Source organism: Staphylococcus sp. CWZ226, from assembly GCF_018986355.1.
GTDB lineage: Bacteria > Bacillota > Bacilli > Staphylococcales > Staphylococcaceae > Staphylococcus > Staphylococcus simulans.
Map to the genome: position 1 here is coordinate 62,562 of NZ_JAHMSB010000013.1, position 26,076 is coordinate 88,637.

The window sequence follows — 26,076 nt, forward strand, 5'->3', positions numbered from 1 at the left end:
TTTTCTGACATGTTGTTCTTTAATTTCTCTCAACAATTCATTGTTTTGAATTAAATCTAAGCCCATACGTGCTAAAATATCCGCACCTTTAATTAAGGCACTATCACCATGGTCAGATGCAGCAGCTTCTTTAAATTTGTAAGTATGTCCTACTAAATTGCTTGGCCCGATTTTAATATGTGCATGTAACGTCGGTACGATATGACTGACGTTACCCGTATCAGTAGAACCGTAACCGAAGTCATCTTCACTGACTTCTTCGCCTTTTTGACGTGCATAATGTGCAAACAGTTCATCTAATTTAGGTGTTAAGATAAATTCGTTCACACCATTTTGAATCGGTTTGAATGAATAGTCACAACCTGTCTGCAATGCGGCACCTTGAGCAATTTGACCTACTCGGTGTGTTAACACATCTAAATCTTTACGTGTTGTTGCACGTGTATAGAAACGTGCATGTGTAAAATCAGGAATAATGTTGGCTGCTTCTCCACCATTTAAAATCACACCATGTACACGTTCACCTTTTTTAATTTGTTGACGTAATTGTGCTACACCATTGAAATAGCTGATCATCGCATCTAAAGCGTTAATCGCTTCATCTGCGTTTTCAGAGGCATGCGCACTTTTACCGTAGAATTTAATATCTAAGACATCTACTGCTAATGTATGGATTGTTTTGTATGTTTCATTACCAGGGTGCAGCATCAAAGCAACATCTAATTCATCAATGATACCTTCTTTAACATAACTCGCTTTCGCACTCCCGTTTTCTCCGCCTTCTTCAGCTGGACAACCTAACACAACCACTTGTCCACCTACTTTATCGATAACTTGTTTTAAAGCGATACCAGCTAACACACTTGTTGTACCGATAATATTATGACCGCATGCATGACCTAATCCAGGAAGCGCGTCATATTCTGCCAAGAAACCAATCGTCGGCCCTGGCTTGCGACTATGATATTGAGCAATGAAGCCAGTCGGATGACCTGCGATATCTTGTTCAATTTCAAAGCCGTATTTCTTTAATTCTTGCATTAATAAACCAGAAGCAAAGACTTCTTGGTTTCCTAGTTCTGGTCTTTCATGGATTTTATGACTGATATCAATAAATTCTGACTGTTTCGCATCTATAAATTGTTCAATATGAGTTTCAAATGACATTTTAGTGACTCCCTTTATTTTTCAAAGATATATGTGTCTTTAAGGTCGTTTTAACACGATTTGGAACGCTTTTACCTTGCGTTCTCATCCCCTTTTATATCTTTATCAGTAAAATTGATTACTAAACATTTTAAAGGTTTTTCATGACTTTGTCATCCTTTTTCTTAATTTTCAACAAATTTATCCCGAGTAAACTGATAAACTTTTCATTGAAAGTGCATTCGGTAAAATTGTAAATGCCGCTTAGCCTTGTTACAATAAGACATGAAGAACTAAAGGAGGTTTAGTTTTATGCCTAAAATGAACGTTGAAAGTTTCAATTTAGATCATACTAAAGTTGTTGCACCATTTGTGCGCTTAGCAGGTACAAAAGAAGGTCAAAACGGAGATGTAATTAAGAAATACGATATTCGTTTCAAACAACCAAACAAAGAACACATGAAAATGCCTGGTTTACATTCATTAGAACACTTAATGGCTGAAAACATCCGTAACCACACAGACAAAGTCGTAGACTTAAGTCCAATGGGTTGCCAAACTGGTTTCTATGTATCATTCATCAACCATGATGACTACGAAGATGTATTAAACATCATTGAAGCAACATTGAAAGATGTTGTTGCGGCTAAAGAGGTCCCTGCTTGTAATGAGGTACAATGCGGTTGGGCAGCAAGCCACTCATTAGAAGGTGCACATGAAATTGCACAAGAAATGTTAGAAAAACGTGACCAATGGGATAAAATCTTCAGCGAAGACTAATCCTGGTCATTTGATGCGTTAATAGTATGTGAAGCCCCGCTTCAAATCAAAAATTGATTTGAGACGGGGCTTCTTTTTTGTTTGCTATTAAAATTATGAATAGATTGCTTTCATCTATTCTCTGTTTTTTAGTTTGTCTAATAATAATGAGAGTTTGTAGAGCATTGGGCGAAGCGGTTTAATAAAATCTCCAATATACTCTTCTACGTGTGCATTAAATCCTTCTTTGAATTTTTGTACACCATAGTCTTCTGCATTATCAGAGAAATCTCCTGTAATACCGTAGAAATTATAACGGTCAATACCTTTCTTCTTCGCAAATTTAATCATTTCCCATTGTAAACGGTATGCGCCCATAAACGCATTATATTGAGGATTCGATCCACTAGAAAGATAGTAAACTTCGTGTTCATTATATAAATAAAGCGCAGCTGCTAAGTTTAAGATGTTGCCATTTTTTTCTATCATCGCTTGTGTTTCTTTGATTTTACGTTCGTTACTATTAAATTGTTGCTGCAGTTGATTAGCTCTGCTTTTTGATTTCTTAGAGTTCGGACTTTCATTCAACTTCTCATTCACTTCATCTAAATCACTTTGTAATTGTGCGTGTTTCTCTTTCAATTCTTTTAAGTACGTATGCAAATCGACATACGCTAATTTTAAGAAACCACGATGACCATAAATCTTTTGCATTTGTTTAAAATAATCCAAACCTCTAAATGTGAAACCGTGTTTCTCTTCTGCCATTTTAAACAATTCGAAGAATAAAGGTGTTTCATCAATAGAAAGTGTACGGACTTGTACACCCATTTCATAAGTCTTTTTAATATTACGTCTTGTTTGATAGTCCATTTCATTGAGTAACTGCGTTTCTGATTTTCCTTTTAAATCTAACACAGACAACCATCTGATTTGACTCATAGAAGAATAACCAGTGGAATAGCCTTGATGTTTGTAACCTAACTTTTCCAATGTTTGAATCAACTGATGATTATCAAATTGTTCAATGATTTCACCATCAGTTTCCCTAATGCTTTCTAATACATAAGGATCTACTAACACATATATTCCTTTTTGCTTTCTTAAATACAACGTAAGTGCCGCAAAAAAATATTTTACAAGTTCAGCATTCTTATAATCCATGACCGGTCCGCGATGTGTATAGAAGTATTTAAAAAAGCGCATACTTCTCGCTTCTGTTAATAAACACGCCGCAATGACTTCATTTTGATTATCTTTAACACCTACAATATGTACATCATGTTGTGTTTTATTGCGATTATGATAATGTTTCACTGACTGTGTATAATGTGAAAAATGTTGTTTTGTATAATTCTCAAATTCTGCTTCAGTTAAATTAGTAAAATACATGGTGCATCTCCTTTGATGATGTCGCTCCCTTTAACTGTATCATTCTACAACACGTCACACAACATAGTCGTACATAATTGTTTATTTATTTTAATTTTTAATAAAAACACCTCAAAAAAAGATACGATACCTAATCATATTTACAATTAAGCATCGCATCGCATCTTTTCTTTCATCTATTTCTATTAATAATCAGAATCTGATTCTAGTCCTTGGATAATTTGTACACCTGCACTTGCGCCTACACGAGTTGCGCCTGCATCTAGCATAGCTTTGAAGTCTTCTAAGTTACGAACGCCGCCTGAAGCTTTGACTTCTAATGCGTCGCCAACGACTTCTTTCATTAATTTTACATCTTCAACTGTCGCGCCGCCGCCAGCAAAGCCAGTAGAAGTTTTCACAAAGTGTGCACCTGCTGCTTTACTTAATTCAGATGCTTTACGTTTTTCTTCATCTGTCAGTAACACTGTTTCGATAATCACTTTAACGGTACGACCATCAGCAGCTTTAACAACCGCTTCAATATCTTGTTGTACCTCATCATAGCGTTTGTCTTTTAATGCACCGATATTAATAACCATATCTAATTCATCTGCACCATTTTTCACTGCATCTTCTACTTCAAATGCTTTTGTCGCTGTTGTATTTGCGCCTAATGGGAATCCGACGACTGTACATACTAGTACGTCAGAATCTGCTAATGCTTCTGCCGCATGTTTCACGTAAGTCGGGTTGATACATACAGATTTAAATTGATATTCCTTTGCTTCTTCAATCAACTTATCAATTTGTTCTAAAGTAGTATCTGGTTTTAATAAAGTATGATCAATATACTTCGCATAATTCATTTGTATACATCCTCCAATTTGGTTGTTTACTTTCACATATAATATAACGTATTCAATTATCATTTTACCAAATATTTTAACTCGCTAAAATATAAGAGATGTTCAACTTGTTTCAATTTCACTCTTTTAATGAAATCATACCTGAATTGTCATTAAATAAGCCCAACTGTGTATAGTAATTCTCGCAAATTATAGGCTTGCGTGTTATCTTTAACTTAACTTATTTTTTATTAAAGGAGCAGATAAATATGACTCAAGGTACACCGCATATTCAACCAAATGGTGCTAAAATCGCGAAAACAGTTTTAATGCCAGGTGACCCGCTGCGCGCAAAATATATCGCAGATAATTATTTAGAAGATGTCGTACAATTTAACGAAGTTCGTAATATGTTCGGTTATACAGGCACATATAAAGGTAAAGAAGTTTCAGTAATGGGTTCAGGTATGGGGATTCCAAGTATTGGTATCTATTCATATGAGCTTTATAACACGTTTGATGTAGATACAATTATTCGTATCGGTTCATGTGGTGCATTACAAGAAGACGTAAATCTTTACGATATTATTATTGCACAAGGTGCTTCTACAAACTCTAACTATGTAGATCAATACAACATTCCTGGTCATTTCGCACCATTAGCTGACTTTGATTTAATGGTCGAAGCTAAAAATGTTGCAGACAAAGTCGGCGCAACGACTCATGTTGGTAATATCCTTTCTTCTGATACGTTCTATAACGCTGACTCAACATTCAACCAACAATGGCAACGTATGGGTATTTTAGGTATTGAAATGGAATCTGCAGGTTTATACTTAAACGCAACTTATGCAGGTAAAAAAGCATTAGGTATCTTCACAGTAAGTGACCACATCTTACGTGATGAAGCTACAACACCTGAAGAACGTCAAAACTCATTTACACAAATGATGGAAATTGCGTTAGAAATCGCATAATCTATTCAATATATTTTAAGGCGAAGCTCAACTCAGCTTCGCCTTTTTTTATAATTTCATTTAATATTATTTCTTATCATAACCATAATCTAGATATTCTTCTAATGTCTGATGTTGATTATGGATGTCTTTCGCATGTTTAAGGCCGACATATCTGAAATGCCAAGGTTCATATTGATAACCTGTAATATGTTCTTTACCTTTCGGATATCGAAGAATAAAACCATATTCATGCGCATGTTCAGCAAGCCATTTACCTTCAGGTGTTTCACCATATGCTTCTAAGAAATCTTTATTTCCTGGTGGTGTGCCCACATCGAAAGCTAAGCCTGTTTGATGTTCAGAAAAGCCAGGTCTAGCACTATATTTATCAGCGGCTTTCTGACCATCACGAGCCACATAACTATTATAAAGTCCGACTTGTTCTTGATAAGATCTGAATCCGCTGCGATAGACAATATTTAATCCTTCTTTTTTCGCATCTTGCATCATTTCATTTAAATGTTGTCTCGCTGTTTGATTTTCTCCACGATTATAGTGTTTTGAAATCGATACCTTTTTATTCACTAACATTAAACCATCAACAGTTGTCACACCATTTTTCTTGTTCACTTGATGTTGTTGTTTAGGTTGTGGTGCTTTTTTAGTGTCTTGTTGTGCTGATTGCTTGTTCTCCTTGTTGTCGTTTTGTTCTGATGTACTGCCGCAAGCTGTTAATAATAAACTAGCAGCCAAAGTACCCGCAATTAATTTATTCATCCCGTTATCACCTCATCAACTTTCACATCTATATTATAGAACGCATAATATATTTTTCAACATCCTTTTATGAAACTTTAAAATACTTTCACAAAAGAAAAACCAAGCCATGGTTCTTCTTGACCACGGCTTGGTTTTATCATTATAAGTTATTTGATTGGTGCTTATTTGCCTAGGAATGATTGGAACATCCAGTTGTGTTTATCAACTGATGTTTGTAATGCGATTAACATATCTTGAGATACATCATCTTCTGCATCTCCTGCAACTTCTACTGCTTTAGCAAGTTGTTCAGAAATGTTAGTGAAGTCTTTAGAAATTGATTGAACCATATCTTCAGCAGTTTTTTCTGATTCTGCTTCATCTACAATTGCTACATCTAAGCTATTTTTCAATGTCGCAACTGGGCTGCCGCCGATTGCTAAGATACGTTCTGCTAATTCATCAATGTGTTCACTTGCTTCGTTATATAATTCTTCAAATTTAACGTGTAATGAGAAGAAATGAGGACCTTTCACAAACCAATGGAAGTTGTGAATTTTTGTATATAATACTGTCCAGTTTGCTACTTGTTCGTTTAATACATTTACTACATCTTGTTTATTTGCCATAAAAATAATCGCTCCTTTAAGTTGTCGTTTTCTCTCTTTGTAATAGTTATTATATTATAATCATTCTAATCTGTAAAGCTATATCTTCTCTAATTTAAAATTATTATAAACTAGAGTTCTAAGATGTTGTATCTGCTTTCTCTATTAATTTACCCTGCTTGGAAGCTTTTAACACATTAATAACACTTATTACTAAGCCATTTAAAAGGATGTGACATTTAATGCTTGCCCATTATAAACAAGTAGTTCATTTTATTTTCATTCTCAATTAAATATTCTTAGGCAATTCAATAAAGAATGAGCGTTCATAATCAGTAGGTTCTTGCCATTCTGCATGCCACATCTTATCTCGGTTATTCGCAAATAAATCATAACCGAAGTTACGCAATGGTTTCGGTACAAGCGTTAATAGGACACCTATCCATTTTTCTTCTGTTAATGACATCAACAATTTTGCGATAGCTGTAGATTTGAAATAAAGATGGTCCCCTTCTTGCAGTACGACAGTATTCATTTTTAATATACCTGGATGTCTGCGTTCTAATTCTTGGCCTGCAGTACCTTTTAATGTCGCAAACTCATAACTTTTAGATAAACCGTGTCTAATTAACCATATCGCATAGTTATAGCAATACACACAGTTTGCATCATAATAAATAATCGGCATTCTATTACTCCTTTCTCGTTCAGTCTTTCATCTATTATTTAATATACCCGTTTAGAATTACCATTAATTTTTCATTAAAAAAAGTCTTAGATGGGACGTAACCCTCTAAGACTCATATCTATATTAGTCGTGATTTACTTTGACAATTCGTGCATATTTTAAGAATTGTTCTGAGTATTTTTGTTTAATCGTTTCTAAATCATCATATGTGACACCGATGATATGCCAGTTTGGATTAAAGTGATAGAAAGAATCTTTATCACGTGACCATCTGATCATAGAACCATCTCGATTATAACGTGGCAATGTCACTTCATAGCCTTCTAACACATTGATATACGTTTGGAAAATATCTGGATCAATACGATTGAAGTTATCAATGACTAAATAGCTGCGATCTGTTCTCGGCATCAATTCTGTAATGAAACCTTCTCTGTAATAAAGCGCTCCTGCTTCATTTGGTAAATACTTTCCATACAACATATCTTCAGAGAAGTCAGGATGTCCTGTGGTAATAACAGGTTTTGCATTGGTTTTTTGTAGTAGATTCTCTACAGCTTTTAAGCCTTCTGCACGATCTTTATCTTGAATCACTAATAAAATAAATGGTTTAATTTCATCTTCTGTTTGTGCTACAGCATCATCTTTTTTGATGGCTTCAAATTGTGGTTTCACACTATCATTGCGACTCATTTCAAGAATCGCATCGAATTGTGCTTGAGACATACTTGCGATGGCCTGTTTGGCATTTTCTTGTAAGTAGTATAAGTTCTTTAATCTTGGATGTTTATTTAACGTCGCTAAATTTACCGGATTGATATCTTCATCATAGCGGACTTCAATTGCAGTACTATTTGTACGTCCTTGAATTGGCGGCAACTCACGAATATGTTGTGTTACTTCACCTAAACCTACCACAGAATGATCCGCATTACGGTTATAAAAAACAAGTTTATCGCCAATTTCAAGTTGCGTGTAGTAATGATAGCCGTTACGTTTAATCCCGTTGAACGTATGTGTAAATAATGTATACGTTTCACCCGGTTCAAAGTCTTTGGTTTCAGCTAAGAAGAAGTATCTCGGCACTTGTGTAGTCCCTTTACCAAGTTGTTCAATTAATTCAAATTCTTCTTTAGCGATTTGATTGAACAATGTTTCTTTCATGTTATTGATACGAAATTCTAACTGTTCACTGCGTTTTAAGTAATCTGTAGTTAATGGTTTCAAAGCTTCAGTTAAACGAAATTGTACGCGGATTTTGTGTTGTGCACCTGTTTGGACACTGATGATTTCACCGCTTCCAAGCAAACCAGCATCTGTTTGAACTTGATAAAAGATGACTTTATCACCTGGTTTTGCTTTTTTAAATGCTCGAAAGCCTTGCGTAGGATTGAATTGTGCCCCTGATTCAAACAATGTCGTCTGGCCTACTAAAGGTTCATTATGATTCCAACGATTATAACCACAGTTCAGCCAGAAATAGTTTGTTTCTTCACTCATTTTGATACTGCTCCTTCTTCATAAATATATTGATTTAAGTGCAATATACGCATTTCGCGGCTGTTAGCTTCAACCCTATATTGCAAATCTCATTCTAGCTATTTATATCAAATGCCTCTCTTTGATACAAGTCAAACTCATTATCTCGGCATTAGTAAAATTGCCATCAACGGCATGAAATTAATTAAAAATCCGCCTAACTTCAACATGTTGCTCGTTTGTTTATCTGGAATAGTAAGTAATACACATAGAATTCCTAAAATTGAAAACGCAGCTGGAATCATCAAGTTTGGATACTTAGGGAAATTCATAAAGACCCCTGCACCTGATAAAATACCGCAAATTAAAGTGATATATAAAAACTTGCGCATGCTGTTACACCTCTGTTTCTTTAAACATACGTAATCATAACTGTTAAGTCACCTTCAAAGATGTTATCTAAATCCTCAGATGTCAGTATAAAACTGCTGCCTGACGCAATTTCATAAACATCACCATCTGTAATCAATTGGCCTTCGCCATGTAACACTGTGACTAAACAAAACTCTCTTGGCTTCATATAATTTAATGTTCCTGTGATTTCCCATTTAACGACTGTAAAGGCATCATGTGTAATGTATGTTGTTCGTTTATGATTTTCAATAATTTCTGATTCTGGTATCACATTCGGACTATCTTCACGTACTTCAACGACATCTTTGGCTTTATCGATATGCATATCACGCGGCTGCCCTTGTGCATCTACACGTTCATAATCATAAATACGATATGTGACATCAGAAGCTTGTGTTACTTCATACACGACTAATCCTTTACCAATCGCATGGACAATACCATTAGGTACAAAGAAAAAGTCACCTGCTTGAACTGGGATATGTTTAAATAAATCCTGGTGTTCACCTTGATCTAAAGCTTTTACAAAGTCATCTTTAGACTCTGTATTCAAACCATAGATAATTTCAGCATCTTCATCCGCTTCAATAATGTACCAGCATTCCTTTTTACCGAAATCACCGTCTTCATGCTCATAGGCATAAGCAGTATCTGGATGTACTTGTACCGACAATGCTTCTTGTGCATCTATCATTTTAACCATTAATGGAAATTGCGCACTTGGAAAATCTCCAAATAATTCTTTATGTGTTTGCCAAACATAGCTAAGTGTTTGGCCTTTAAATGGACCATTTGAAATGACACTGTCACCATGTGGGTGCGCAGAAATCGTCCATATTTCTCCAATATCTGATTCAGGTAATGAATAACCATATTTTGATAAATGGTGACTCCCCCAAATTCTTTCTTTAAAAATCGGGTCTAAAAACAATGGCATTGAAACTGTCCACCTCCGCTACTTTTTCAAACCGTACCTTACTATGTATCGATATCTTTATCTCTGATTTCTTGATGGATTCATTCATGTTAGCGTTATCTAGCATATTATAACAATATTTTGTTCAGGGTGGTAGTATCCATAATTTTTTTACAAAACTTAATCATCAAAATTTCAATCAATGTATGTTTTTTTCACATTCTTTTTTATACTTTTGATATTTTTTATCATTTTCTCTATTAAATCTACATTTTCTGTTAATTATTGCTTGTGCTAGCTGTCTGTTACCCTTTATAATAGAAGTATGTTAATAATACCTTAACATATGCTACATAAGGTAATAAAAATGATTAATATCGAACGGGTTGCTGATGCAGCTCACACTGATAAAAAATTTGCATAAGGACCTAAGCCCTGGAAAAGCTTAGGTCTTTTTAAATACAGAGAAATCCCCGAGTCATACTGTTAATTGTATGGTTCGGGGATTTATGCATTTTTATATAATTAATTTATGGTTTCTAGATATCTTCTACAACAATATAAGCCGCTTTCACTGGACCATGTACACCCACAACTAAATTCATTTCGATATCAGCTGAGTTAGATGGACCAGTAATGAAGTTTACACATGATGGGAAACGTGCATCTTCTTGGTTTTTATCGAATAAGCCGTCTGCTGCTTGAGTAAATCTTGGAACAATATTCGATTTAGGAATAATCGCAATATAAGTTTCAGGCATTAAACTTACTGCACGACCGCGTCCTTTGCCTGAGAATAGCACGATTGTGCCGCTTTCACTTAAACAATAATCACTGAAAGTAATACCCACTTGTGCAGTTTGCGCTGCTGCTTTACTTTCTTCAGGACGCGCTTCATCCCACACTGTTGTTTCAAATGCGCTTAAATCAATGTGGTATTGATCAAAGCGTGGATCATCAAAACGTTCAACTGGGTTGCCGCCAAACTGTTCAATTGTTTCTTTCAATGTTTCATTCAATTGTGCTGTAGTTGTTTTCACAAATGCAGTATGAATGTTTTTACATTCTTGTTCTAAGTGGTCGACTAATTCATCTTGTGATAAGTCAGATAAAGTTTTGTATTGTGGTTGAACTGACCATTCAGGTTTGATGACTTTCTCTGGTGTTTTACGTTCTAAGGCGTTTTGAATATTTGCTAGGAATTTGTCTTTATTAGAAACTGAACCAGTCATTAGTGATTACCCTCTTTCTGTTTCAAATGTTCTTTCATCCAGTGATTGAAACGTTCTTTTTCAGGTGTTGGGAAATCTCTGGATTGTGTCCAAGCGTGTAATGGTTTTGGACCTTTTTCAACCCAACCGTCTTTATTCGCAAACGGTTTAAGGGCTGGTCCTGCCATTTTGATACTATATTGGAAAAGATGCGGTTTAGTTGTACCGATACCGAAACCTTTCATAACCAGACGTTCACCTAATGCTGATTTTTTAAGTTCTTCTGCTTCGACTTGACGGTGTTTTAAGAGTAAGTCGTGAAGCGGAATTTTAACTGGACATGCTTCAGAACATGCGGCACATAGTGATGATGCATATGGTAATTGACCATATTCTTCATAACCGCCGAGTAATGGTGATAAAACTGCACCGACTGGTCCTGGATAAATAGAACCATAACTGTGGCCGCCTGAATGACGGTACACTGGACATACGTTCATACATGCACCACAACGGATACATTGTAAGATTTCTTGGAATTGTGTACCTAAAATTGTTGAACGTCCATTATCTACGATAACTAAATGGAATTCTTCTGGTCCGTCGATTTCACCTTCACCACGAGGACCTGTTAATGTAGTGACGTAACTTGGTAATTTTTGACCTACTGCACTACGAGATAACATACCGACTAATACTTCCATTTCTTTAAATGATGGTACGATACGTTCCATACCCATAACTGTGATTTGTGTTTTAGGTACAGTTGTAGACATACGTGCATTACCTTCATTGGTAACTAAGCAGAAGCTGCCACTATCAGCAACCGCAAAGTTACATCCTGTAATACCGACTTCTGCAGCTAAGAATTTTTCACGCATAATTTTACGTACAAAGCGTGCCATTTCTGTCGGATCATCAGTACCTTCATAGCCTTCTTTCGCATGTAACACACGACGAATTTGACCGCGGTTTTTATGCAATGCAGGTGCAACGATGTGTGATGGTGGATCTTCTTCATCAATTTGTAGTAAATATTCACCTAAGTCAGTTTCAACAACTTCAGCCCCTGTATCTTGTAGGACATGATTCATATTGATTTCTTCAGTAACCATGGATTTTGACTTCACGATTTTTTTAGCATTTTTCTTTTTAACTACTTCAGCAATATAGTTAGAAGCTTCTTCTTTTGTTTCTGCGAAGTATACATGACCGCCAAGTTTCGCAACATTTTCAGATAACTGATTCAAATAATAATCTAAGTTTTCTAATGTATGTTGACGAATTTCTGCAGAAAGTTGACGCCATTCTTCCCAGTTGCCAAGTTCTTCTTGTGCTTTTAATTTTTTAACTCTTAAGCCATCTTGTGCAGAACTTACCGCACCACGCATGAATTTATTTTGTTTCTCAACTTTGAAGGCTTCTTTGAATGTTTTTTCTCCGATACGCATACCCATCTTAATGCACCGCCCCTTCAAGTTGATGATTCAACACTTCCGCAATATGAAGTACTTTTACTTTACTATTGATACGTTTTAAACGTCCTTCGATATTCATTAAGCAGCTGGCATCAGCACCGATTAAGTAATCAGCCCCTGTTTCATCAACGCAATGTGCTTTTTCATCAACCATTTCACTAGAGATATCAGCCATTTTTACAGCGAATGTACCACCGAAACCACAGCAGTTATAATACTGAGGTAATTCTACTAATTCTAATCCTTTCACATGACTTAATAGTTCTTTCGGTTCATTCACAACGCCTAATACACGTGTGATATGACAAGATGGATGAATTGTTGCTTTACCTTCTAATGATGCACCAACATCTGTTACACCTAATACATTAACGATAAATTGAGTAAGCTCATAAGATTTATCTGCCAATGCGATAGCTTCTTTATGCATTACAGGATCCTTTTCAAATAAACTTGGATAATGTTTAAACATAGTAATACAAGAACCAGATGGTGCGACAACATAATCTGAATCTTTAAATGCTTTAATCATTTGTTTAGCTGATTGTCTTGCATCATCAAAATAACCTGAGTTGTAAGCTGGTTGTCCGCAGCATACTTGTGCTGTCGGATAATCTACTTCACAGCCTAGTCTTTCAAGCAATTCCACTGTCGCAACACCAATGCGTGTATGGAAAGCTTCAACTAAACAAGTTGAGAATAAACTGACTTTCATATTTTACACCCTTTCCCCGCTCGCGCATGTTACGTGAACGTATATGCCCTATTAAATTTTTAATGATTTCTAGATTCTTAATCATTAATGCAGCAGTAATCATCCCCACAACGATTACTGTTTAGATTAAGAATAGAAACGATTACTCGTACATTATAGCGCTATTTAAACATCTAGTCATCAGATGTTTAACAATTTGTTCAAACTTTTTTGAGTTCGCGAACAGTTTTTAAGCAAAATAAAAACAAGCCTCTATTTCATGAGACTTGTTCCTAATGTTTATTTTTGTCGAATATTTTCTAGAATTGTATCGCGTACTTCTGCTAAATGTGATTTCATTTGTTGAACAGCTTTATCTGAATCTTGTTGTTCAATTGCTTGATATATCTTTTGATGTTCTTCATATAAACGGCGTAATGCTTTCTCTTTATCAAATAAATACACTCTGCGCGTTTCTTTCATTGTTTCTTGAATCACATCAGAAATATTATTCAATAAATCAAATAACATCTCATTTTGTGCTGATCTGGCAATTGCTAAATGGAACTTTAAATCAGCCGCTTCACCTGATGTTCCATCACCTACTGCTTTCTGCATCAATTGCAATGCAGAAGATAACGCTTCTAAATCTTCATCAGTTCGATGTGTCGCAGCTTTTTGTACTGTCGCAAGTTCCACAACTTCTCGTAACTCTAATAAGTCTGCAATTTGTTTGCGCGTCAAACTTGATTCATTCAAATCAAAGAACACCGGTTCTTTTTTAGTCACGAACGTCCCATAGCCTTGTTTGATTTCAATGACCCCGATTGTACGTAACGCATTAAAAGCTTCTCGTACAGATGCCACACTGACACCGTAGTCTTTTGCTAACGCTTGAATGGAAGGCAATTTGTCCCCGACAGCATATTCACCAGATTTAATTTGTTCTAACAAGATGTCGGCAATTTTTTCATATATCTTTGTTTTCGAAATTTTCATCGACTTTTGACCTCCATAGTTTTATCTTCTTAATTATAACAAATTCCTTCATAAACTTACTATATTACATATAAAAAAGAAGGCCATCAAAGACCTTCCTAAACAAATTTTATAATCATGATTATTTGTTTTGATAATATTGAGTCAACGCTGTATCAATTGCTTCATCGCCACTAACGACTTGGAATTCTCCGCCTTGATATGCTTTGTCGCTCAAGACATTTACTATGACAGATGCAACGTCTTCACGTGGCACACTGCCTGCTTCTTCTAACTGAGCAACAATCGTTACTTTGCCAGTACCTGGATCATCTAATAAAGCACCAGGATGCACAATCGTATAGTGCAAGCCTGAATCACGTAAATGATTATCTGCATAATGTTTCGCAATAGTATAAGGTTTTAGTTCTGGTACACTATCAAACGCTTCACGACGAGAATCAAATGTAGAAACCATCACAAAGTGTTTCACGCCTGCTTGTTTACTTGCTTCAATAGCTTTAACTGCACCATCCAAATCAACAATAATTGTTTTATCTGCACCAGTACTGCCACCTGAACCAACAGAGAAGACCACTTGTTCAAAGCCTTTAAACTTCTTCGTAAGATCATCAATCGTATCATTTTCAACATCTACAAGTTCTGCTTGATAACCTTCTTCTTTTGCTTTACTCACTTGTTCTTCTTTACGATAAGCTGCTGTTACATCTTGGTTTGCTTCTTTTAATTGTTTTACTGCATAATGGCCAACACCACCATTGGCACCTAAGAATAAAATACTCAATGACTTCACTCCTTATCTGTTTTAACTCTTTTTATTAGTTATATGCTATGACTGTTCCCTTCATTTGTTAACCCAAAACAGACATTGTTTTCTGATATTGACTTATACATACAATCGATGTACATTATATATGAATAAATGTTCATATATTAATAAAAGGAGTGAAAGTAATGTCACATCAAGAATTAAGCGGCCGTACACTCGCACAAGTGACGGACATTTTCAAAGCCTTAAGTGAACCCAACCGTATCCGAATTATGCATTTACTTGAACAAGGACCTTGCAGTGTAGGTCACATCAGCCATACGCTCAAACTTTCGCAATCAAATGTATCGCATCAATTAAAGGTACTGCGTCATGCTGAATTAGTTAAAGATCAACGACAAGGTCAATCTAAAATTTATATGCTTGATGATCAACACGTAGTTACACTGCTTTCACAAGCCATCCATCATGCAGAGCACCCGGTTGATTAGAAAGGAAGTTTTATTATGAATCATTCTCATGAACATGCACATCATCACCATCATCATGTGCATACCGACAACAAACGTGTTTTAGCTTTTTCTTTTATTATTATCGCATCCTTTATGGTCGTTGAATTAATCGGAGGATTCTTTGCGAACAGTTTAGCCTTGCTATCAGATGGTGTACATATGCTTAGTGATGCCTTTTCTCTTGGCTTAGCATTATTCGCATTTAAATATGCTGAACGTCATGCGACCATGAACATGACCTTTGGTTATAAACGTTTTGAAATCTTAGCTGCTTTATTTAATGGTGTCTTATTACTCGTTATCAGTATCGGCATTATGATTGAAGCCATTCGAAGATTTGCAGCACCTCCTGAAGTCCTTTCTACTGAAATGTTTATCATCAGTGTCATTGGTTTAGTGGTCAACATTGTAGTGGCTTGGATTATGTTGCGTGGCGGAGATACGGAACATAATATTAATATGCGCGGCGCATTCTTACATGTCTTAGGTGATTTACTTGGTTCATTAGGTGCGATTGTTGCCGCATTCTTAATTTGGGCTTTCCATTTTACTATCGCTGATCCTATTGCAAGTATGTTGGTGTCTTTATTACTCCTTAAAAGCAGTTACGGTTTAATCAAAGATTCACTTAATATCTTGATGGAAGGTACACCCAAAGATATCGATATTGATCAAGTGGTTGAAACGGTACGTGCTGAAACAGAAATCCAAAATGTGCATGACTGTCATATTTGGACGATTTCTAATGATTTAAATGCATTCAGTTGTCATGCAGTCGTAAGTGATACATTATCTATCAAAGAGTGCGAGGCATTGCTTAAACGTATTGAACATCAATTAAACGAACTTAATGTGCATCATATGACGATTCAATTAGAGTCTGACCAAAATGAACATAGTCGCGAAACATTATGTTCACATGTCGTGACACCTTAAAACATTCAAATGAATATTTATATGATATTAAAAACGACGTCTCAGCAATCACTGAAACGTCGTTTTTTTAGTCTTTTGTTAATAAGCGTTCTCTATTGAATAAATTTATCAAATATCAATTGTTGGCCTGGCACATCTTTTTGTTCGAAGCCATCAATGAAACGTGTATTATCATAAGCTACTCTGACATGTTCGATATTGAATTGTTCAGGTGTAATAGTCACAATACCATATACTGTATAAGGTGCACGATTCAATCCTACTGAACCTGGATTAAAGTAAGCAACATCTTCATAAATAAAATGATGCAACGTATGATTATGGCCGAATAGAATCAAATCCGCTTCTTTATCTTTAAATAGATGTGCCATATGCGATGCTGTCGGTTCAACAATTGGACTGAACGGCACTTTATCTATAGGTTGTTCTAACATCATATTTTCAATTTCATAATGAATACCTAATACTTTTTGGCCGGCCACTTCTAAGTTAAACGTTCTCGGTAATTGATTTAAATACTCGTAATACTGTGGGTTTAAATGTTCAGCAATCCAATGATGATGTTCGTAAAACTTATCTTTTAAATCTTCTGGATATGGTGTTTGATTGATGACTGACATAATTGCTTCGTCATGATTGCCTGCAATTGATGTAATATCATCGCGTGAAGTGACCATACCTAAAACTTCATTTGTATTATGACCGATTCCAATAATATCTCCTAAATTGTAAATATGATCAATATCCCCTCTTCTATCAATATCTCTTAAGACTGTAGCCAATGCATCCATGTTTCCGTGGACATCTGTAAATACTGCAAATTTCATACTATCACCCTCATTAAAGTTTATAATGAAACAAAACATTACATTTTGCTTATAATCTTGATTTTTTAATTTGAAACCAAGCATTTTTTTGATATTGTGTTTATATCATATCAAAGGAGTGCTAAGCCATTGTTTAAATTTCATAAACATGCAATACAAAACGCAAAACCGCAAAATGTTAAAATAGCTCTTTTTAGTATTCTAACATTTATTGTCTTTCTATTACTGACTGGATTGACATTACAGCCGTTAACACAGAGCATCTCGATGTTTATTATGGCGATGATGTATCAATCTATGTCACCGCAAATTTTATTACCGGTGATTATCAGTCTTATCATACCATTAGCTTTCTTTATTTTTGCTGGATATCACCTGGCTGCAGGTGCCATCAATATTATTTATAAAGGTATCCATAAAGAAAAAGTTAGTTTGCTTGATGCTTTAGAAGCATTTAAAAAAGGCAGCTATTTAAGAGCTGTTAAATTAGCATTGTTTACTTTACTCTTTATTGCGATACTGAGTCTGATTCGTTACTTACTGACTCAATTGTTCAGTTTAGGTATCGGAGCGTTGTTGAGAAGCGGACAAAGTTACTTTATGGAACATGTCGGTGTATACATCGCTGTTCAATTGATCGCGCTAACTATTTTAGCGATTGTATTATCATTCTTTATTTGGACATTCACATACATCATGATTGCATATACAGTCGCATACTTTAAAGACCGTCAGGCCGGTGCATTCCAAGATGTTAAACACGCATTTAAATCTATGAAAAATGGTCACCATTCATGGTTCAAACTATTACTTGGACTTGTAGTATTAGATTTAATTGTTATTATTCTAGAAACACCTGTTTCTCAACTTGTCGCATTCTCTACAAGAAGTATTTCACAAAATGTGGCAGGCGTTTTAACAGTTGTTTTACTAGTCATTATTATCATCGTACGAATTGTCGTTTATTACTTAAACGTTAATGCGATTATCGCATTCTTCAGCACAGTGACTGATGGGGTTGTACCTCACCGTGCACCTTCTCGTCAACAACGTAAACAACAAGCAAAAGCAGAACAAAAAGAACAAGAAGAAACAACAGCTCCTGTTAAAGAAACAGAAACGAAAGAAACTGCAAAAGAAAATGATAAAGAAGTTTATCAAGATACAACTTTTGATCACTTACAATCAAAGAATAAAGAGATTGATGAACGTTCTGATGAATTTAAAAAATAAGCAATAAGAAAGCGTATGAAGGAATTATAACAAGTCCTTCATACGCTTTTTCTATTTATTGATTCAAAAGATTAGATTCTAAATAACGTGCTGCGCCATCTTCATCATTTGTATAAGAAGTGACGTCTTTTGTCAGTGCTTGAATTTCAGGGCGTGCGTTTTTCATTGCGACTGTATAATGACCGAAAACAAACATAGAACGGTCGTTATCACTGTCACCAATTACAAGTGTATCTGATTGAGGAATATTAAAGTGTTCAATCATTTCTTTAATACCTGTTCCTTTATCGATACCTTCTGCCATTGTTTCTGCATTAAAACGTGATGAGTTGGAAACTGTGATTTCTAGTTGTTTCTGTTCATCAATTAAATGTTCTCTGAATTTCGTGATTTTCTCTAAATCTGGTGTGAACATATAAATTTTAGAAAATTGCATTTGCGGTAATGTATCTACCCAGTTCACGTTGCCATTTAAAGCATGCTTACGAGAATTCCATTCACTGATACCTACATTATTCGGTGGTGTATCGCCTGCACAAGTTGCTTCAATCCATTCTCGGTCTTCTTTTAAAATCATACGTTTACCGCTAAATGGAAAGACTTCATAATAAATATGTTGTGCTTTCGCACTTTCTACAATTTCAGTTACTGCTTCATATGTCAGACTATGTTCAAAAATAGTGACACCCTCTGCGTCTCCTCTTGTACCGTTAGATGAGATAACACCATCAATTTCAAAGTTTTCAGGTGTTAAATGTTCAATCTCATCAAATGAACGTCCTGTCGCAATAAAGACTTTGTATCCATTTTGACGTAATTGTTTGATTGTTTCTGTTGTTTTATCTGATACTCTATTATTTTCTTGTAAAATCGTTCCATCCATATCTAAGAATATCGCTTTTACATTATCCATTACTTTTCCTCCAAGTTGTTGTTATCGCCTTGATTATGGCATTTTCAGACTGTTTTCGCAACTTTCTTCAAATAAAAAAACTGCCACTCTGCAAAGAGAATGACAGTTTCGTTAATAATCAATTATTCTACTGTGACTGATTTTGCTAAGTTACGTGGTTTATCCACATCTAAATCACGGTGTAATGCTGCATAGTATGCAATCAATTGTAATGGAACCACAGATACAAGTGGTGTTAACAATTCATTTACTTGAGGAATGACATAAGTGTCTCCTGCTTTGTTTAATCCATCCATTGAGATAATGCAAGTATGCGCACCACGTGCAGCAACTTCTTTTACGTTACCGCGAATTGATAGATTAACATTCTCTTGTGTTGCTAAAGCAATCACTGGTGTTTGATCTTCAATTAAAGCAATTGTACCGTGTTTTAATTCACCGCCAGCAAATCCTTCTGCTTGAATATATGAAATTTCTTTTAATTTTAATGCGCCTTCTAAGCTGACATTATAGTCAATTGTACGACCGATAAAGAAGGCATTACGAGTTGTTGCTAAGAAATCTTTCGCAATTTGTTCCATGTATTCAGCATCGTCTACAATTGCTTCCATCGCATTTGCGACTTTCGCAAGTTCTTGTAATAAGTCTACAGTTTCTTCTTGGCCATGACGTTTAGCCACAATTTGAGACAAGATAGCAAGTACTGCAATTTGTGCTGTATAAGCTTTTGTAGAAGCTACAGCGATTTCTGGTCCAGCATGTAGTAATAATGTATGGTCCGCTTCACGTGAAAGTGTTGAACCAGGTACGTTTGTTACTGTTAATGCTTTATGACCACGTTTTTTCATTTCAACTAATACAGCACGGCTGTCTGCTGTTTCACCTGATTGTGAAATATAGATGAATAATGGTTTTTTAGATAATAATGGTGTGTTATATACGAATTCAGAAGCGACATGTACTTCTGTTGGGACACCTGCCCATTTTTCGATAAATTCTTTACCTACTAAACCTGCATGATAACTTGTACCTGCTGCGATAATATAAATACGGTCAGCTTGTGCGACTTCATCGATAATCGCATTGTCCATTTTCAAGTCGCCGTTGTCATCTTGATATTCTTGAATAATACGACGCATAACTGCAGGTTGTTCATGAATTTCTTTTAACATGTAATGATCATAAACACCTTTTTCAGCATCAGCCGCATCGATTTCAGCAGTGTACGTTTCACGATCTTGTACATTGCCATCTAAATCTTTGATTTCAACTGAATCGCGTTTAACAATAACAATTTCATGATCGTGAATTTCTTTATATTCATTTGTTACTTGCAACATTGCTAAAGCATCTGATGCAACAACGTTGAATTTTTCACCAACACCGATTAATAATGGTGATTTATTTTTCGCCACGTAGATTGTATCGTGGTCTTCTTCGTCTAATAATGCTAAGGCATAAGAACCATGTAGTAATTTAACGACTTTAGTGAAAGCTTCTTCAGTAGATAAGCCTTCATTTGAGAAATGTTCTACTAATTGTACGATAACTTCAGTATCTGTTTCAGATAAGAAATTCACATCTGATACGTACTGATCACGTAATTCTTCATAGTTTTCAATCACACCATTGTGAACTAAAGTAAAGCGTTTAGATGCTGATTGATGCGGATGAGAGTTTTCATAGTTCGGCACACCATGTGTCGCCCAACGTGTATGACCAATTCCTACTGTTCCATCTACATCACTGTTGTCAGCTACATTTCTTAAATCTGCAATACGACCTTTTTCTTTAAATACTGTCGTACCTTCATCATTCACAAGTGCAATTCCTGCAGAGTCATAACCTCTGTACTCTAATTTCTCTAAGCCTTTTAACAATACTTCTTTCGCATTATCATATCCGATATATCCTACAATTCCACACATAATTCAATTCCTCCGTATTCTTCATTCCTAACGGTTACCCTTTTCACGGGGGAATCTTTCAGTTTCATATTAAATTTTTTTGTATCGAATATAAATTGATTCCGCCTAAATTTACTTTATAGAGTCCCTTCTCACTTGAACTCTACAAAATAAACGTACTAATCCCCTTGTGTGAGTACCGTTCAAAAATATAAACTTGGGTCTGTTTACAAACTTTGTGCATCGAGTCACCTCAATGTTTTACCTTGTAAACTTACGACTGACCTTATCCGAGACAGCATCCGCCGATAATCCGATCACTGTCTTCCTCGTCGACAATTTAAAGCTATGCTTGCTATTACATCTTATGCTCTAAGATATAAATCTACGCAAATTCCAGCTTGTCATTGTACGGGCGCTATAATTATGGTTTAACCTGTCTATCCCCCTTTTACACGTAATATAAGTATTTTACAATGAGTGATTTTATAAATGCAACTATTTTCACAACCTGTATCCGCTTACACTCTAAAGTTTTTTGCTAACTGCAATTTTTTCTATTTCAAATTATGTTTCTACTATTAACTAATATTGTTTCATCAAAGTTATCATTAATTTTGAATAATTTAGTTTAGCTGTTCTATTCTTTAAATTAAAAAGAACTGAGACTTTCTTACCAGTCTCAGTTCTTCAAAGTTAATTATTCATTTAAACCCATTTTTTCTTTAACTACATCTGCGATTTGTTGTGCATAGCTTTCAGCTTTTTCATCTGTTGCAGCTTCTACCATGACACGTACTAATGGCTCTGTACCTGAAGGACGTACTAAAATGCGTCCTTCACCGTTCATGTCAGCTTCTACGCGGTCCATTTCTGCTTTAACATCAGCATTATCAGTCACTGCATATTTATCTGTTACACGTACGTTAATTAATGATTGTGGGTATTTTTTCATTTGTTCAGCAAGTTCGCTTAATGGTTTACCTGTTAATTTCACAACAGCTGCTAATTGTACACCTGTTAATAAACCATCACCTGTAGTATTGTAGTCCATCATTACGATGTGGCCTGATTGTTCACCACCAAGGTTGTAATTACCTCTACGCATTTCTTCTACTACATAACGGTCGCCAACTTTAGTTTTATTAGATTTGATGCCTTCTGCTTCTAATGCTTTGTAGAAACCTAAGTTACTCATAACAGTAGAAACAATCATGTTATCGTTCAATTCTTGGTTTTTAGACATTTCTTGACCAATAATGAACATGATTTGGTCACCATCAACAATGTTACCTTTTTCATCGACAGCAATTAAACGGTCTCCATCTCCATCAAAAGCTAAACCAAAGTCGCTTTCAGTTTCCACAACTGTTTGCGCTAAAGCTTCTGGATGCGTTGATCCGACACCGTCATTGATATTGTAGCCGTCTGGGCTGCAACCAATAACTTCTGTATCAGCTTCTAAATCACCGAATAAGAATGGTGCAAGTTGTGATGTTGAACCATTTGCGCCATCTAACGCAATTTTTAAACCTTCAAAATTAACATCGACAGTTGATTTTATATAGCTTAAGTATTTTTGAGTACCTTCGAAGTAGTCCGAATACTGAACAATATCATTTCCGATTGGACGTGGTAAGTCAGGATTTTCTTCGTCTAATAATGCTTCAATTTCTTGTTCTTGATCATCAGATAATTTAAAGCCGTCTGAGCCGAAGAATTTAATTCCGTTATCTGCCACTGGATTATGAGAAGCTGAAATCATAACACCTAATTCAGCATCCATTTCTTTTGTTAAGTATGCTACACCTGGTGTAGAAATAACGCCTAATCGCATTACCTCAGCACCGATAGAAATTAAACCTGCGATTAACGCAAATTCCAACATTTCCCCAGAAACACGTGTATCACGTCCTACAAGGACTTGTGGATGCTTCTTGTCTTCATTGTGCGCTAAAACATAACCGCCGTATCTACCTAGTTTAAAAGCCAGCTCTGGAGTTAATTCTTCGTTTGCTACACCTCTGACTCCGTCTGTCCCAAAATATTTGCCCATTTCAAAATTCTCCTTTAATGCTTAATTTATTTCGCTGATATAGTAGCTTTGATATCGCCCGCATCAGCATCTTTAACTTTGTTAGGTAATTCCATCTTCACAGCAGCTTCATCTGAATTTTCGAAGTCTGCTAAATCAACTACTGCTGTTACACTATGGATATCACTTAACTCATCTCTATTTCCAAAAATTTCAATTTGTTGTTTAGACAAATTAACATTATCAGCATTTAACTTAGAATTTGATTTACCGATAACTTTCTTTTTAATATCTACTTTCTTGCTGTAAGGTTCTAACTCTACAGTAATATTAACAGTGCTTGGTTTTGTAATCACATCAAGTTTCTTCAAGTTTTTATCAAAAGCTACAATTTCACCGACATCTGTTGTATCGTCGTTGATATCTGTATCATTTTTGAATGTTGCTTTTAAGTAAGCAATACTATCTACTTGATGTTGTCCACCTATCACTTTAACTTTCTTTGGTGTCACAGTTTGATTTTTGATTTGATAGTTAGAATTGATGTACGATTCACTCACATCAGGCGTTACTGTCATCATCTTTGTTACTTTCTTCTCAAGATTAACAGTCGCTTGTTTAGGATTAACAGTACCCTCTACTTCATTATCCAAACCTTTAATAACGTAATCGACTTTGTGACGACCTAATGATGTTTTAGTTAGATCTAATTCGACTTTAATGTCATCTGATTGTTCTGCTTTCAACACTTTGGATTGCGTACCTTTAATTTGAACGTCTACGCTGTCAGGTATGCCTGAAGCGTATAAATTTTTACTGTTATATGTAGCTTCTACAGGTACATTCGAAATTGTGCGTGTTGAAGTTTGTGATAGTTTAGATGTTCCAAAGATATCTCCAAAGACATTGTTCACTGTTAAAAAGAAAGCTAATGCTAAGACAAATGCTACAAATCTTAAACCCCATTTGCTCTCAAACATTCTACTTCACGCCTTTCTTTGGAAGTCTTGTATCAAACCAATGTTCAGCTAATAATTCTTCAAAGACTTCTAGTGAGATGTCTTTACGTAATTTTCCATCAAACGTTACAGAAATAGAACCAGTTTCTTCAGATACCACTGCGGTAAATGCATCAGAAACTTCTGAGATACCTACTGCAGCACGGTGTCTTGTTCCTAAACTCTTTGAAATCTTAGAACTATCAGAAAGTGGTAAATAACAAGCAGCACTTGCAATCTTTGTTCCTTGAATAATCATTGCACCATCATGCAACGGTGTGTTAGGAATAAAGACATTCGTCAAAAGCTCTTGTGAAATATCAGAATCCATTGGTATACCTGTCTCAATGTAATCTTGAAGACCTGTCTTTTTCTCAAACACAATTAAAGCACCAATTCTTCGTTTGGCCATGTATTGTACTGCTCCGCCAACTGCTTTAATCAATTTCTCTTGATCTGCTGATGAATTAGCAACATAGCGTTTAAACAGGTTACCTCTACCTAACTGCTCAAGTGCACGTCTGATTTCTGGTTGGAAGATCACAATGATAGCTAAGAACCCCCATTGGATAACCATATCAAACAATCTTGCAGTAGTAGTCAAGTCTAAAGCAGCACTGACCCAACGACCAATTACAATAACAATGATACCTTTGAGTAGTTGGATTGCTTTAGTACCTTTGAATACTGTGATTAACAGATAAATCACATACCAGACTATAAGTAAGTCTAGAATACTTGTTATTAACTTTACCGTATTGAAATTTTCAAAAATGCCGCCAAAATTCATAGCATCTCCTCCGGTAACCTAATTACAATGAATGCTGTATGATTGATTATTACAGCGCTCATACATATAAATTATAGCATACATCCCCCTTTAGCTTAGAATAAAAATACATACACAATTGAATTATATACTTGAATTCAAATAGCAAAGGAAAAAATGCAATAAAAAAAGCACCCTTATCACAAGGGTGCAAGAGTGAGCCATAGAGGATTCGAACCTCTGACCCTCTGATTAAAAGTCAGATGCTCTACCAACTGAGCTAATGGCTCTAATGGCTGGGCTAACTGGATTCGAACCAGTGAGTGACGGAGTCAAAGTCCGTTGCCTTACCGCTTGGCTATAGCCCATTAGATGGTGGAGGGGGGCAGATTCGAACTGCCGAACCCGAAGGAGCGGATTTACAGTCCGCCGCGTTTAGCCACTTCGCTACCCCTCCGACAAATATATAATTCAAAATGGTGGAGAATGACGGGTTCGAACCGCCGACCCTCTGCTTGTAAGGCAGATGCTCTCCCAGCTGAGCTAATTCTCCAATATGTAATGACCCCGACGGGACTCGAACCCGTGTTACCGCCGTGAAAGGGCGGTGTCTTAACCGCTTGACCACGGGGCCATATGGCTCCACAGGTAGGACTCGAACCTACGACCGATCGGTTAACAGCCGATAGCTCTACCACTGAGCTACTGTGGATTAATATCATTGCCTGGCAACGTCCTACTCTTGCGGAACGTAAGTCCGACTACCATCGGCGCTAAAGAGCTTAACTTCTGTGTTCGGCATGGGAACAGGTGTGACCTCTTTGCCATTGTCGCCAGACAATGGAATG

The 26,076-nt window shown here is 35.9% G+C and carries 24 protein-coding genes, 6 tRNA genes, 1 rRNA gene and 1 pseudogene; 5 read left to right on the forward strand and 27 right to left on the reverse strand.

Translation table 11 applies throughout. The annotated features are described in order from the left end of the window. Positions 1-9: 9 nt before the first annotated feature. Positions 10-1,167 (reverse strand): annotated as a pseudogene (locus tag KRR19_RS12265) (M20 family metallopeptidase); the annotation flags it as partial. A gap of 291 nt (positions 1,168-1,458) precedes the next feature. On the opposite strand from KRR19_RS12265, the gene KRR19_RS10415 reads away from it, so the two are divergent. Continuing rightward, entirely contained in the window at positions 1,459-1,926 is a 468-nt protein-coding gene (locus KRR19_RS10415) for an S-ribosylhomocysteine lyase (protein WP_002481814.1), read from the forward strand. Positions 1,927-2,040: 114 nt separating this feature from the next. Here KRR19_RS10415 and KRR19_RS10420 read toward each other — a convergent pair whose 3' ends face one another. Both KRR19_RS10420 and deoC read right to left on the reverse strand, forming a co-directional pair. After that, a complete protein-coding gene (locus KRR19_RS10420) occupies positions 2,041-3,297 on the reverse strand; it encodes an aminoacyltransferase (protein WP_156667034.1) in 1,257 nt (418 codons plus the stop codon). A gap of 185 nt (positions 3,298-3,482) precedes the next feature. Continuing rightward, positions 3,483-4,145: a deoxyribose-phosphate aldolase gene (deoC, locus tag KRR19_RS10425; protein WP_002481816.1), complete on the reverse strand. Its 663-nt coding sequence runs from the start codon at positions 4,143-4,145 to the stop codon at positions 3,483-3,485. Between the two features lie 248 nt (positions 4,146-4,393). Between deoC and deoD the strand changes: the two genes are divergently transcribed. Then, positions 4,394-5,101: a purine-nucleoside phosphorylase gene (gene deoD, locus KRR19_RS10430; protein WP_002481817.1), complete on the forward strand. Its 708-nt coding sequence runs from the start codon at positions 4,394-4,396 to the stop codon at positions 5,099-5,101. Between the two features lie 66 nt (positions 5,102-5,167). Here deoD and KRR19_RS10435 read toward each other — a convergent pair whose 3' ends face one another. The 11 genes from KRR19_RS10435 to KRR19_RS10485 all read right to left on the reverse strand — a co-directional run bounded on the left by KRR19_RS10435 (position 5,168) and on the right by KRR19_RS10485 (position 15,113). Then, positions 5,168-5,860: a D-Ala-D-Ala carboxypeptidase VanY gene (locus KRR19_RS10435; RefSeq protein ID WP_002481818.1), complete on the reverse strand. Its 693-nt coding sequence runs from the start codon at positions 5,858-5,860 to the stop codon at positions 5,168-5,170. A 164-nt stretch (positions 5,861-6,024) separates the two neighbouring features. Next, the gene (locus KRR19_RS10440; RefSeq protein WP_002481819.1) at positions 6,025-6,471 is read right to left on the reverse strand and encodes a Dps family protein; all 447 of its coding nucleotides are present in this window, start codon (positions 6,469-6,471) and stop codon (positions 6,025-6,027) included. Between the two features lie 268 nt (positions 6,472-6,739). Continuing rightward, positions 6,740-7,138 carry a thiol-disulfide oxidoreductase DCC family protein gene (locus KRR19_RS10445; RefSeq protein ID WP_002481820.1) on the reverse strand — a complete coding sequence of 133 codons (399 nt, stop codon included), beginning with the start codon at positions 7,136-7,138 and terminating at the stop codon, positions 6,740-6,742. A gap of 123 nt (positions 7,139-7,261) precedes the next feature. Continuing rightward, entirely contained in the window at positions 7,262-8,638 is a 1,377-nt protein-coding gene (locus KRR19_RS10450) for an EVE domain-containing protein (protein WP_156667035.1), read from the reverse strand. Between the two features lie 140 nt (positions 8,639-8,778). Beyond that, positions 8,779-9,009 (reverse strand): hypothetical protein, encoded by a 231-nt coding sequence (locus KRR19_RS10455; protein ID WP_002481822.1) that lies wholly within the window; start codon positions 9,007-9,009, stop codon positions 8,779-8,781. Between the two features lie 20 nt (positions 9,010-9,029). Continuing rightward, the gene (manA, locus tag KRR19_RS10460) at positions 9,030-9,968 is read right to left on the reverse strand and encodes a mannose-6-phosphate isomerase, class I (RefSeq protein ID WP_002481823.1); all 939 of its coding nucleotides are present in this window, start codon (positions 9,966-9,968) and stop codon (positions 9,030-9,032) included. A gap of 518 nt (positions 9,969-10,486) precedes the next feature. Then, positions 10,487-11,179 carry a LutC/YkgG family protein gene (locus KRR19_RS10465; RefSeq protein WP_216733617.1) on the reverse strand — a complete coding sequence of 231 codons (693 nt, stop codon included), beginning with the start codon at positions 11,177-11,179 and terminating at the stop codon, positions 10,487-10,489. Then, positions 11,179-12,615 carry a LutB/LldF family L-lactate oxidation iron-sulfur protein gene (locus KRR19_RS10470; protein WP_023016320.1) on the reverse strand — a complete coding sequence of 479 codons (1,437 nt, stop codon included), beginning with the start codon at positions 12,613-12,615 and terminating at the stop codon, positions 11,179-11,181. The genes KRR19_RS10465 and KRR19_RS10470 overlap by 1 nt, the downstream gene beginning before the upstream one ends. A 1-nt stretch (position 12,616) precedes the next feature. Continuing rightward, positions 12,617-13,351, reverse strand: coding sequence for a (Fe-S)-binding protein (locus KRR19_RS10475; RefSeq protein WP_207021239.1), 735 nt, complete (start codon positions 13,349-13,351; stop codon positions 12,617-12,619). A gap of 279 nt (positions 13,352-13,630) precedes the next feature. Next, positions 13,631-14,329: a FadR/GntR family transcriptional regulator gene (locus tag KRR19_RS10480; RefSeq protein ID WP_156666790.1), complete on the reverse strand. Its 699-nt coding sequence runs from the start codon at positions 14,327-14,329 to the stop codon at positions 13,631-13,633. Positions 14,330-14,450: 121 nt separating this feature from the next. After that, entirely contained in the window at positions 14,451-15,113 is a 663-nt protein-coding gene (locus tag KRR19_RS10485) for an SDR family oxidoreductase (RefSeq protein WP_103364405.1), read from the reverse strand. Between the two features lie 170 nt (positions 15,114-15,283). Here KRR19_RS10485 and KRR19_RS10490 point away from each other — a divergent pair, with 170 nt between their 5' ends. Then, on the forward strand, positions 15,284-15,589 hold the full coding sequence (locus KRR19_RS10490) for an ArsR/SmtB family transcription factor (protein WP_002481828.1): 306 nt from the start codon (positions 15,284-15,286) through the stop codon (positions 15,587-15,589). A gap of 12 nt (positions 15,590-15,601) precedes the next feature. Beyond that, complete coding sequence (locus KRR19_RS10495) at positions 15,602-16,546, forward strand: cation diffusion facilitator family transporter (protein WP_031262882.1); 945 nt, start codon at positions 15,602-15,604, stop codon at positions 16,544-16,546. 92 nt (positions 16,547-16,638) lie between these two features. Here the strand turns inward: KRR19_RS10495 and KRR19_RS10500 are convergent, their stop codons facing one another. After that, positions 16,639-17,373: a metallophosphoesterase family protein gene (locus KRR19_RS10500; protein WP_057510765.1), complete on the reverse strand. Its 735-nt coding sequence runs from the start codon at positions 17,371-17,373 to the stop codon at positions 16,639-16,641. A 267-nt stretch (positions 17,374-17,640) separates the two neighbouring features. Here KRR19_RS10500 and KRR19_RS10505 point away from each other — a divergent pair, with 267 nt between their 5' ends. Continuing rightward, positions 17,641-18,606: a hypothetical protein gene (locus KRR19_RS10505; RefSeq protein ID WP_253901121.1), complete on the forward strand. Its 966-nt coding sequence runs from the start codon at positions 17,641-17,643 to the stop codon at positions 18,604-18,606. A gap of 55 nt (positions 18,607-18,661) precedes the next feature. On the opposite strand, the gene KRR19_RS10510 is transcribed toward KRR19_RS10505, so the two are convergent. From KRR19_RS10510 to rrf, 12 genes are all read right to left on the reverse strand, one after another. Then, a complete protein-coding gene (locus KRR19_RS10510) occupies positions 18,662-19,519 on the reverse strand; it encodes an HAD family hydrolase (RefSeq protein WP_156666788.1) in 858 nt (285 codons plus the stop codon). A gap of 122 nt (positions 19,520-19,641) precedes the next feature. Further along, complete coding sequence (gene glmS / locus KRR19_RS10515) at positions 19,642-21,447, reverse strand: glutamine--fructose-6-phosphate transaminase (isomerizing) (RefSeq protein ID WP_002481833.1); 1,806 nt, start codon at positions 21,445-21,447, stop codon at positions 19,642-19,644. A 679-nt stretch (positions 21,448-22,126) separates the two neighbouring features. Next, complete coding sequence (gene glmM, locus KRR19_RS10520; protein ID WP_002481838.1) at positions 22,127-23,482, reverse strand: phosphoglucosamine mutase; 1,356 nt, start codon at positions 23,480-23,482, stop codon at positions 22,127-22,129. A gap of 26 nt (positions 23,483-23,508) precedes the next feature. Next, entirely contained in the window at positions 23,509-24,441 is a 933-nt protein-coding gene (locus KRR19_RS10525) for a CdaR family protein (protein WP_002481839.1), read from the reverse strand. 1 nt (position 24,442) lies between these two features. After that, positions 24,443-25,249, reverse strand: coding sequence for a diadenylate cyclase CdaA (gene cdaA, locus KRR19_RS10530; protein ID WP_002481840.1), 807 nt, complete (start codon positions 25,247-25,249; stop codon positions 24,443-24,445). Between the two features lie 196 nt (positions 25,250-25,445). Next, positions 25,446-25,518: transfer RNA gene (locus KRR19_RS10535), tRNA-Lys, on the reverse strand. Positions 25,519-25,521: 3 nt separating this feature from the next. Continuing rightward, positions 25,522-25,596 (reverse strand) — tRNA-Gln (locus tag KRR19_RS10540). 5 nt (positions 25,597-25,601) lie between these two features. After that, a tRNA-Tyr gene (locus tag KRR19_RS10545) sits at positions 25,602-25,685 on the reverse strand. Positions 25,686-25,705: 20 nt separating this feature from the next. After that, a tRNA-Val gene (locus tag KRR19_RS10550) sits at positions 25,706-25,781 on the reverse strand. 9 nt (positions 25,782-25,790) lie between these two features. After that, a tRNA-Glu gene (locus KRR19_RS10555) sits at positions 25,791-25,862 on the reverse strand. Between the two features lie 3 nt (positions 25,863-25,865). After that, positions 25,866-25,940: transfer RNA gene (locus KRR19_RS10560), tRNA-Asn, on the reverse strand. Between the two features lie 11 nt (positions 25,941-25,951). Next, positions 25,952-26,066 (reverse strand): 5S ribosomal RNA (gene rrf, locus KRR19_RS10565). Positions 26,067-26,076 lie beyond the last annotated feature (10 nt).

Excerpts from the sequence above, each read along its gene's own strand:
- KRR19_RS10415 (WP_002481814.1), top strand. The coding sequence starts at position 1,459 with ATGCCTAAAATGAACGTTGAAAGTTTCAATTTAGATCATACTAAAGTT.
- KRR19_RS10420 (WP_156667034.1), bottom strand. The coding sequence starts at position 3,297 with ATGTATTTTACTAATTTAACTGAAGCAGAATTTGAGAATTATACAAAA.
- deoC (WP_002481816.1), bottom strand. The coding sequence starts at position 4,145 with ATGAATTATGCGAAGTATATTGATCATACTTTATTAAAACCAGATACT.
- deoD (WP_002481817.1), top strand. The coding sequence starts at position 4,394 with ATGACTCAAGGTACACCGCATATTCAACCAAATGGTGCTAAAATCGCG.
- KRR19_RS10435 (WP_002481818.1), bottom strand. The coding sequence starts at position 5,860 with ATGAATAAATTAATTGCGGGTACTTTGGCTGCTAGTTTATTATTAACA.
- KRR19_RS10440 (WP_002481819.1), bottom strand. The coding sequence starts at position 6,471 with ATGGCAAATAAACAAGATGTAGTAAATGTATTAAACGAACAAGTAGCA.
- KRR19_RS10445 (WP_002481820.1), bottom strand. The coding sequence starts at position 7,138 with ATGCCGATTATTTATTATGATGCAAACTGTGTGTATTGCTATAACTAT.
- KRR19_RS10450 (WP_156667035.1), bottom strand. The coding sequence starts at position 8,638 with ATGAGTGAAGAAACAAACTATTTCTGGCTGAACTGTGGTTATAATCGT.
- KRR19_RS10455 (WP_002481822.1), bottom strand. The coding sequence starts at position 9,009 with ATGCGCAAGTTTTTATATATCACTTTAATTTGCGGTATTTTATCAGGT.
- manA (WP_002481823.1), bottom strand. The coding sequence starts at position 9,968 with ATGCCATTGTTTTTAGACCCGATTTTTAAAGAAAGAATTTGGGGGAGT.
- KRR19_RS10465 (WP_216733617.1), bottom strand. The coding sequence starts at position 11,179 with ATGACTGGTTCAGTTTCTAATAAAGACAAATTCCTAGCAAATATTCAA.
- KRR19_RS10470 (WP_023016320.1), bottom strand. The coding sequence starts at position 12,615 with ATGGGTATGCGTATCGGAGAAAAAACATTCAAAGAAGCCTTCAAAGTT.
- KRR19_RS10475 (WP_207021239.1), bottom strand. The coding sequence starts at position 13,351 with ATGAAAGTCAGTTTATTCTCAACTTGTTTAGTTGAAGCTTTCCATACA.
- KRR19_RS10480 (WP_156666790.1), bottom strand. The coding sequence starts at position 14,329 with ATGAAAATTTCGAAAACAAAGATATATGAAAAAATTGCCGACATCTTG.
- KRR19_RS10490 (WP_002481828.1), top strand. The coding sequence starts at position 15,284 with ATGTCACATCAAGAATTAAGCGGCCGTACACTCGCACAAGTGACGGAC.
- KRR19_RS10500 (WP_057510765.1), bottom strand. The coding sequence starts at position 17,373 with ATGAAATTTGCAGTATTTACAGATGTCCACGGAAACATGGATGCATTG.
- KRR19_RS10505 (WP_253901121.1), top strand. The coding sequence starts at position 17,641 with ATGTTTATTATGGCGATGATGTATCAATCTATGTCACCGCAAATTTTA.
- KRR19_RS10510 (WP_156666788.1), bottom strand. The coding sequence starts at position 19,519 with ATGGATAATGTAAAAGCGATATTCTTAGATATGGATGGAACGATTTTA.
- glmS (WP_002481833.1), bottom strand. The coding sequence starts at position 21,447 with ATGTGTGGAATTGTAGGATATATCGGATATGATAATGCGAAAGAAGTA.
- glmM (WP_002481838.1), bottom strand. The coding sequence starts at position 23,482 with ATGGGCAAATATTTTGGGACAGACGGAGTCAGAGGTGTAGCAAACGAA.
- KRR19_RS10525 (WP_002481839.1), bottom strand. The coding sequence starts at position 24,441 with ATGTTTGAGAGCAAATGGGGTTTAAGATTTGTAGCATTTGTCTTAGCA.
- cdaA (WP_002481840.1), bottom strand. The coding sequence starts at position 25,249 with ATGAATTTTGGCGGCATTTTTGAAAATTTCAATACGGTAAAGTTAATA.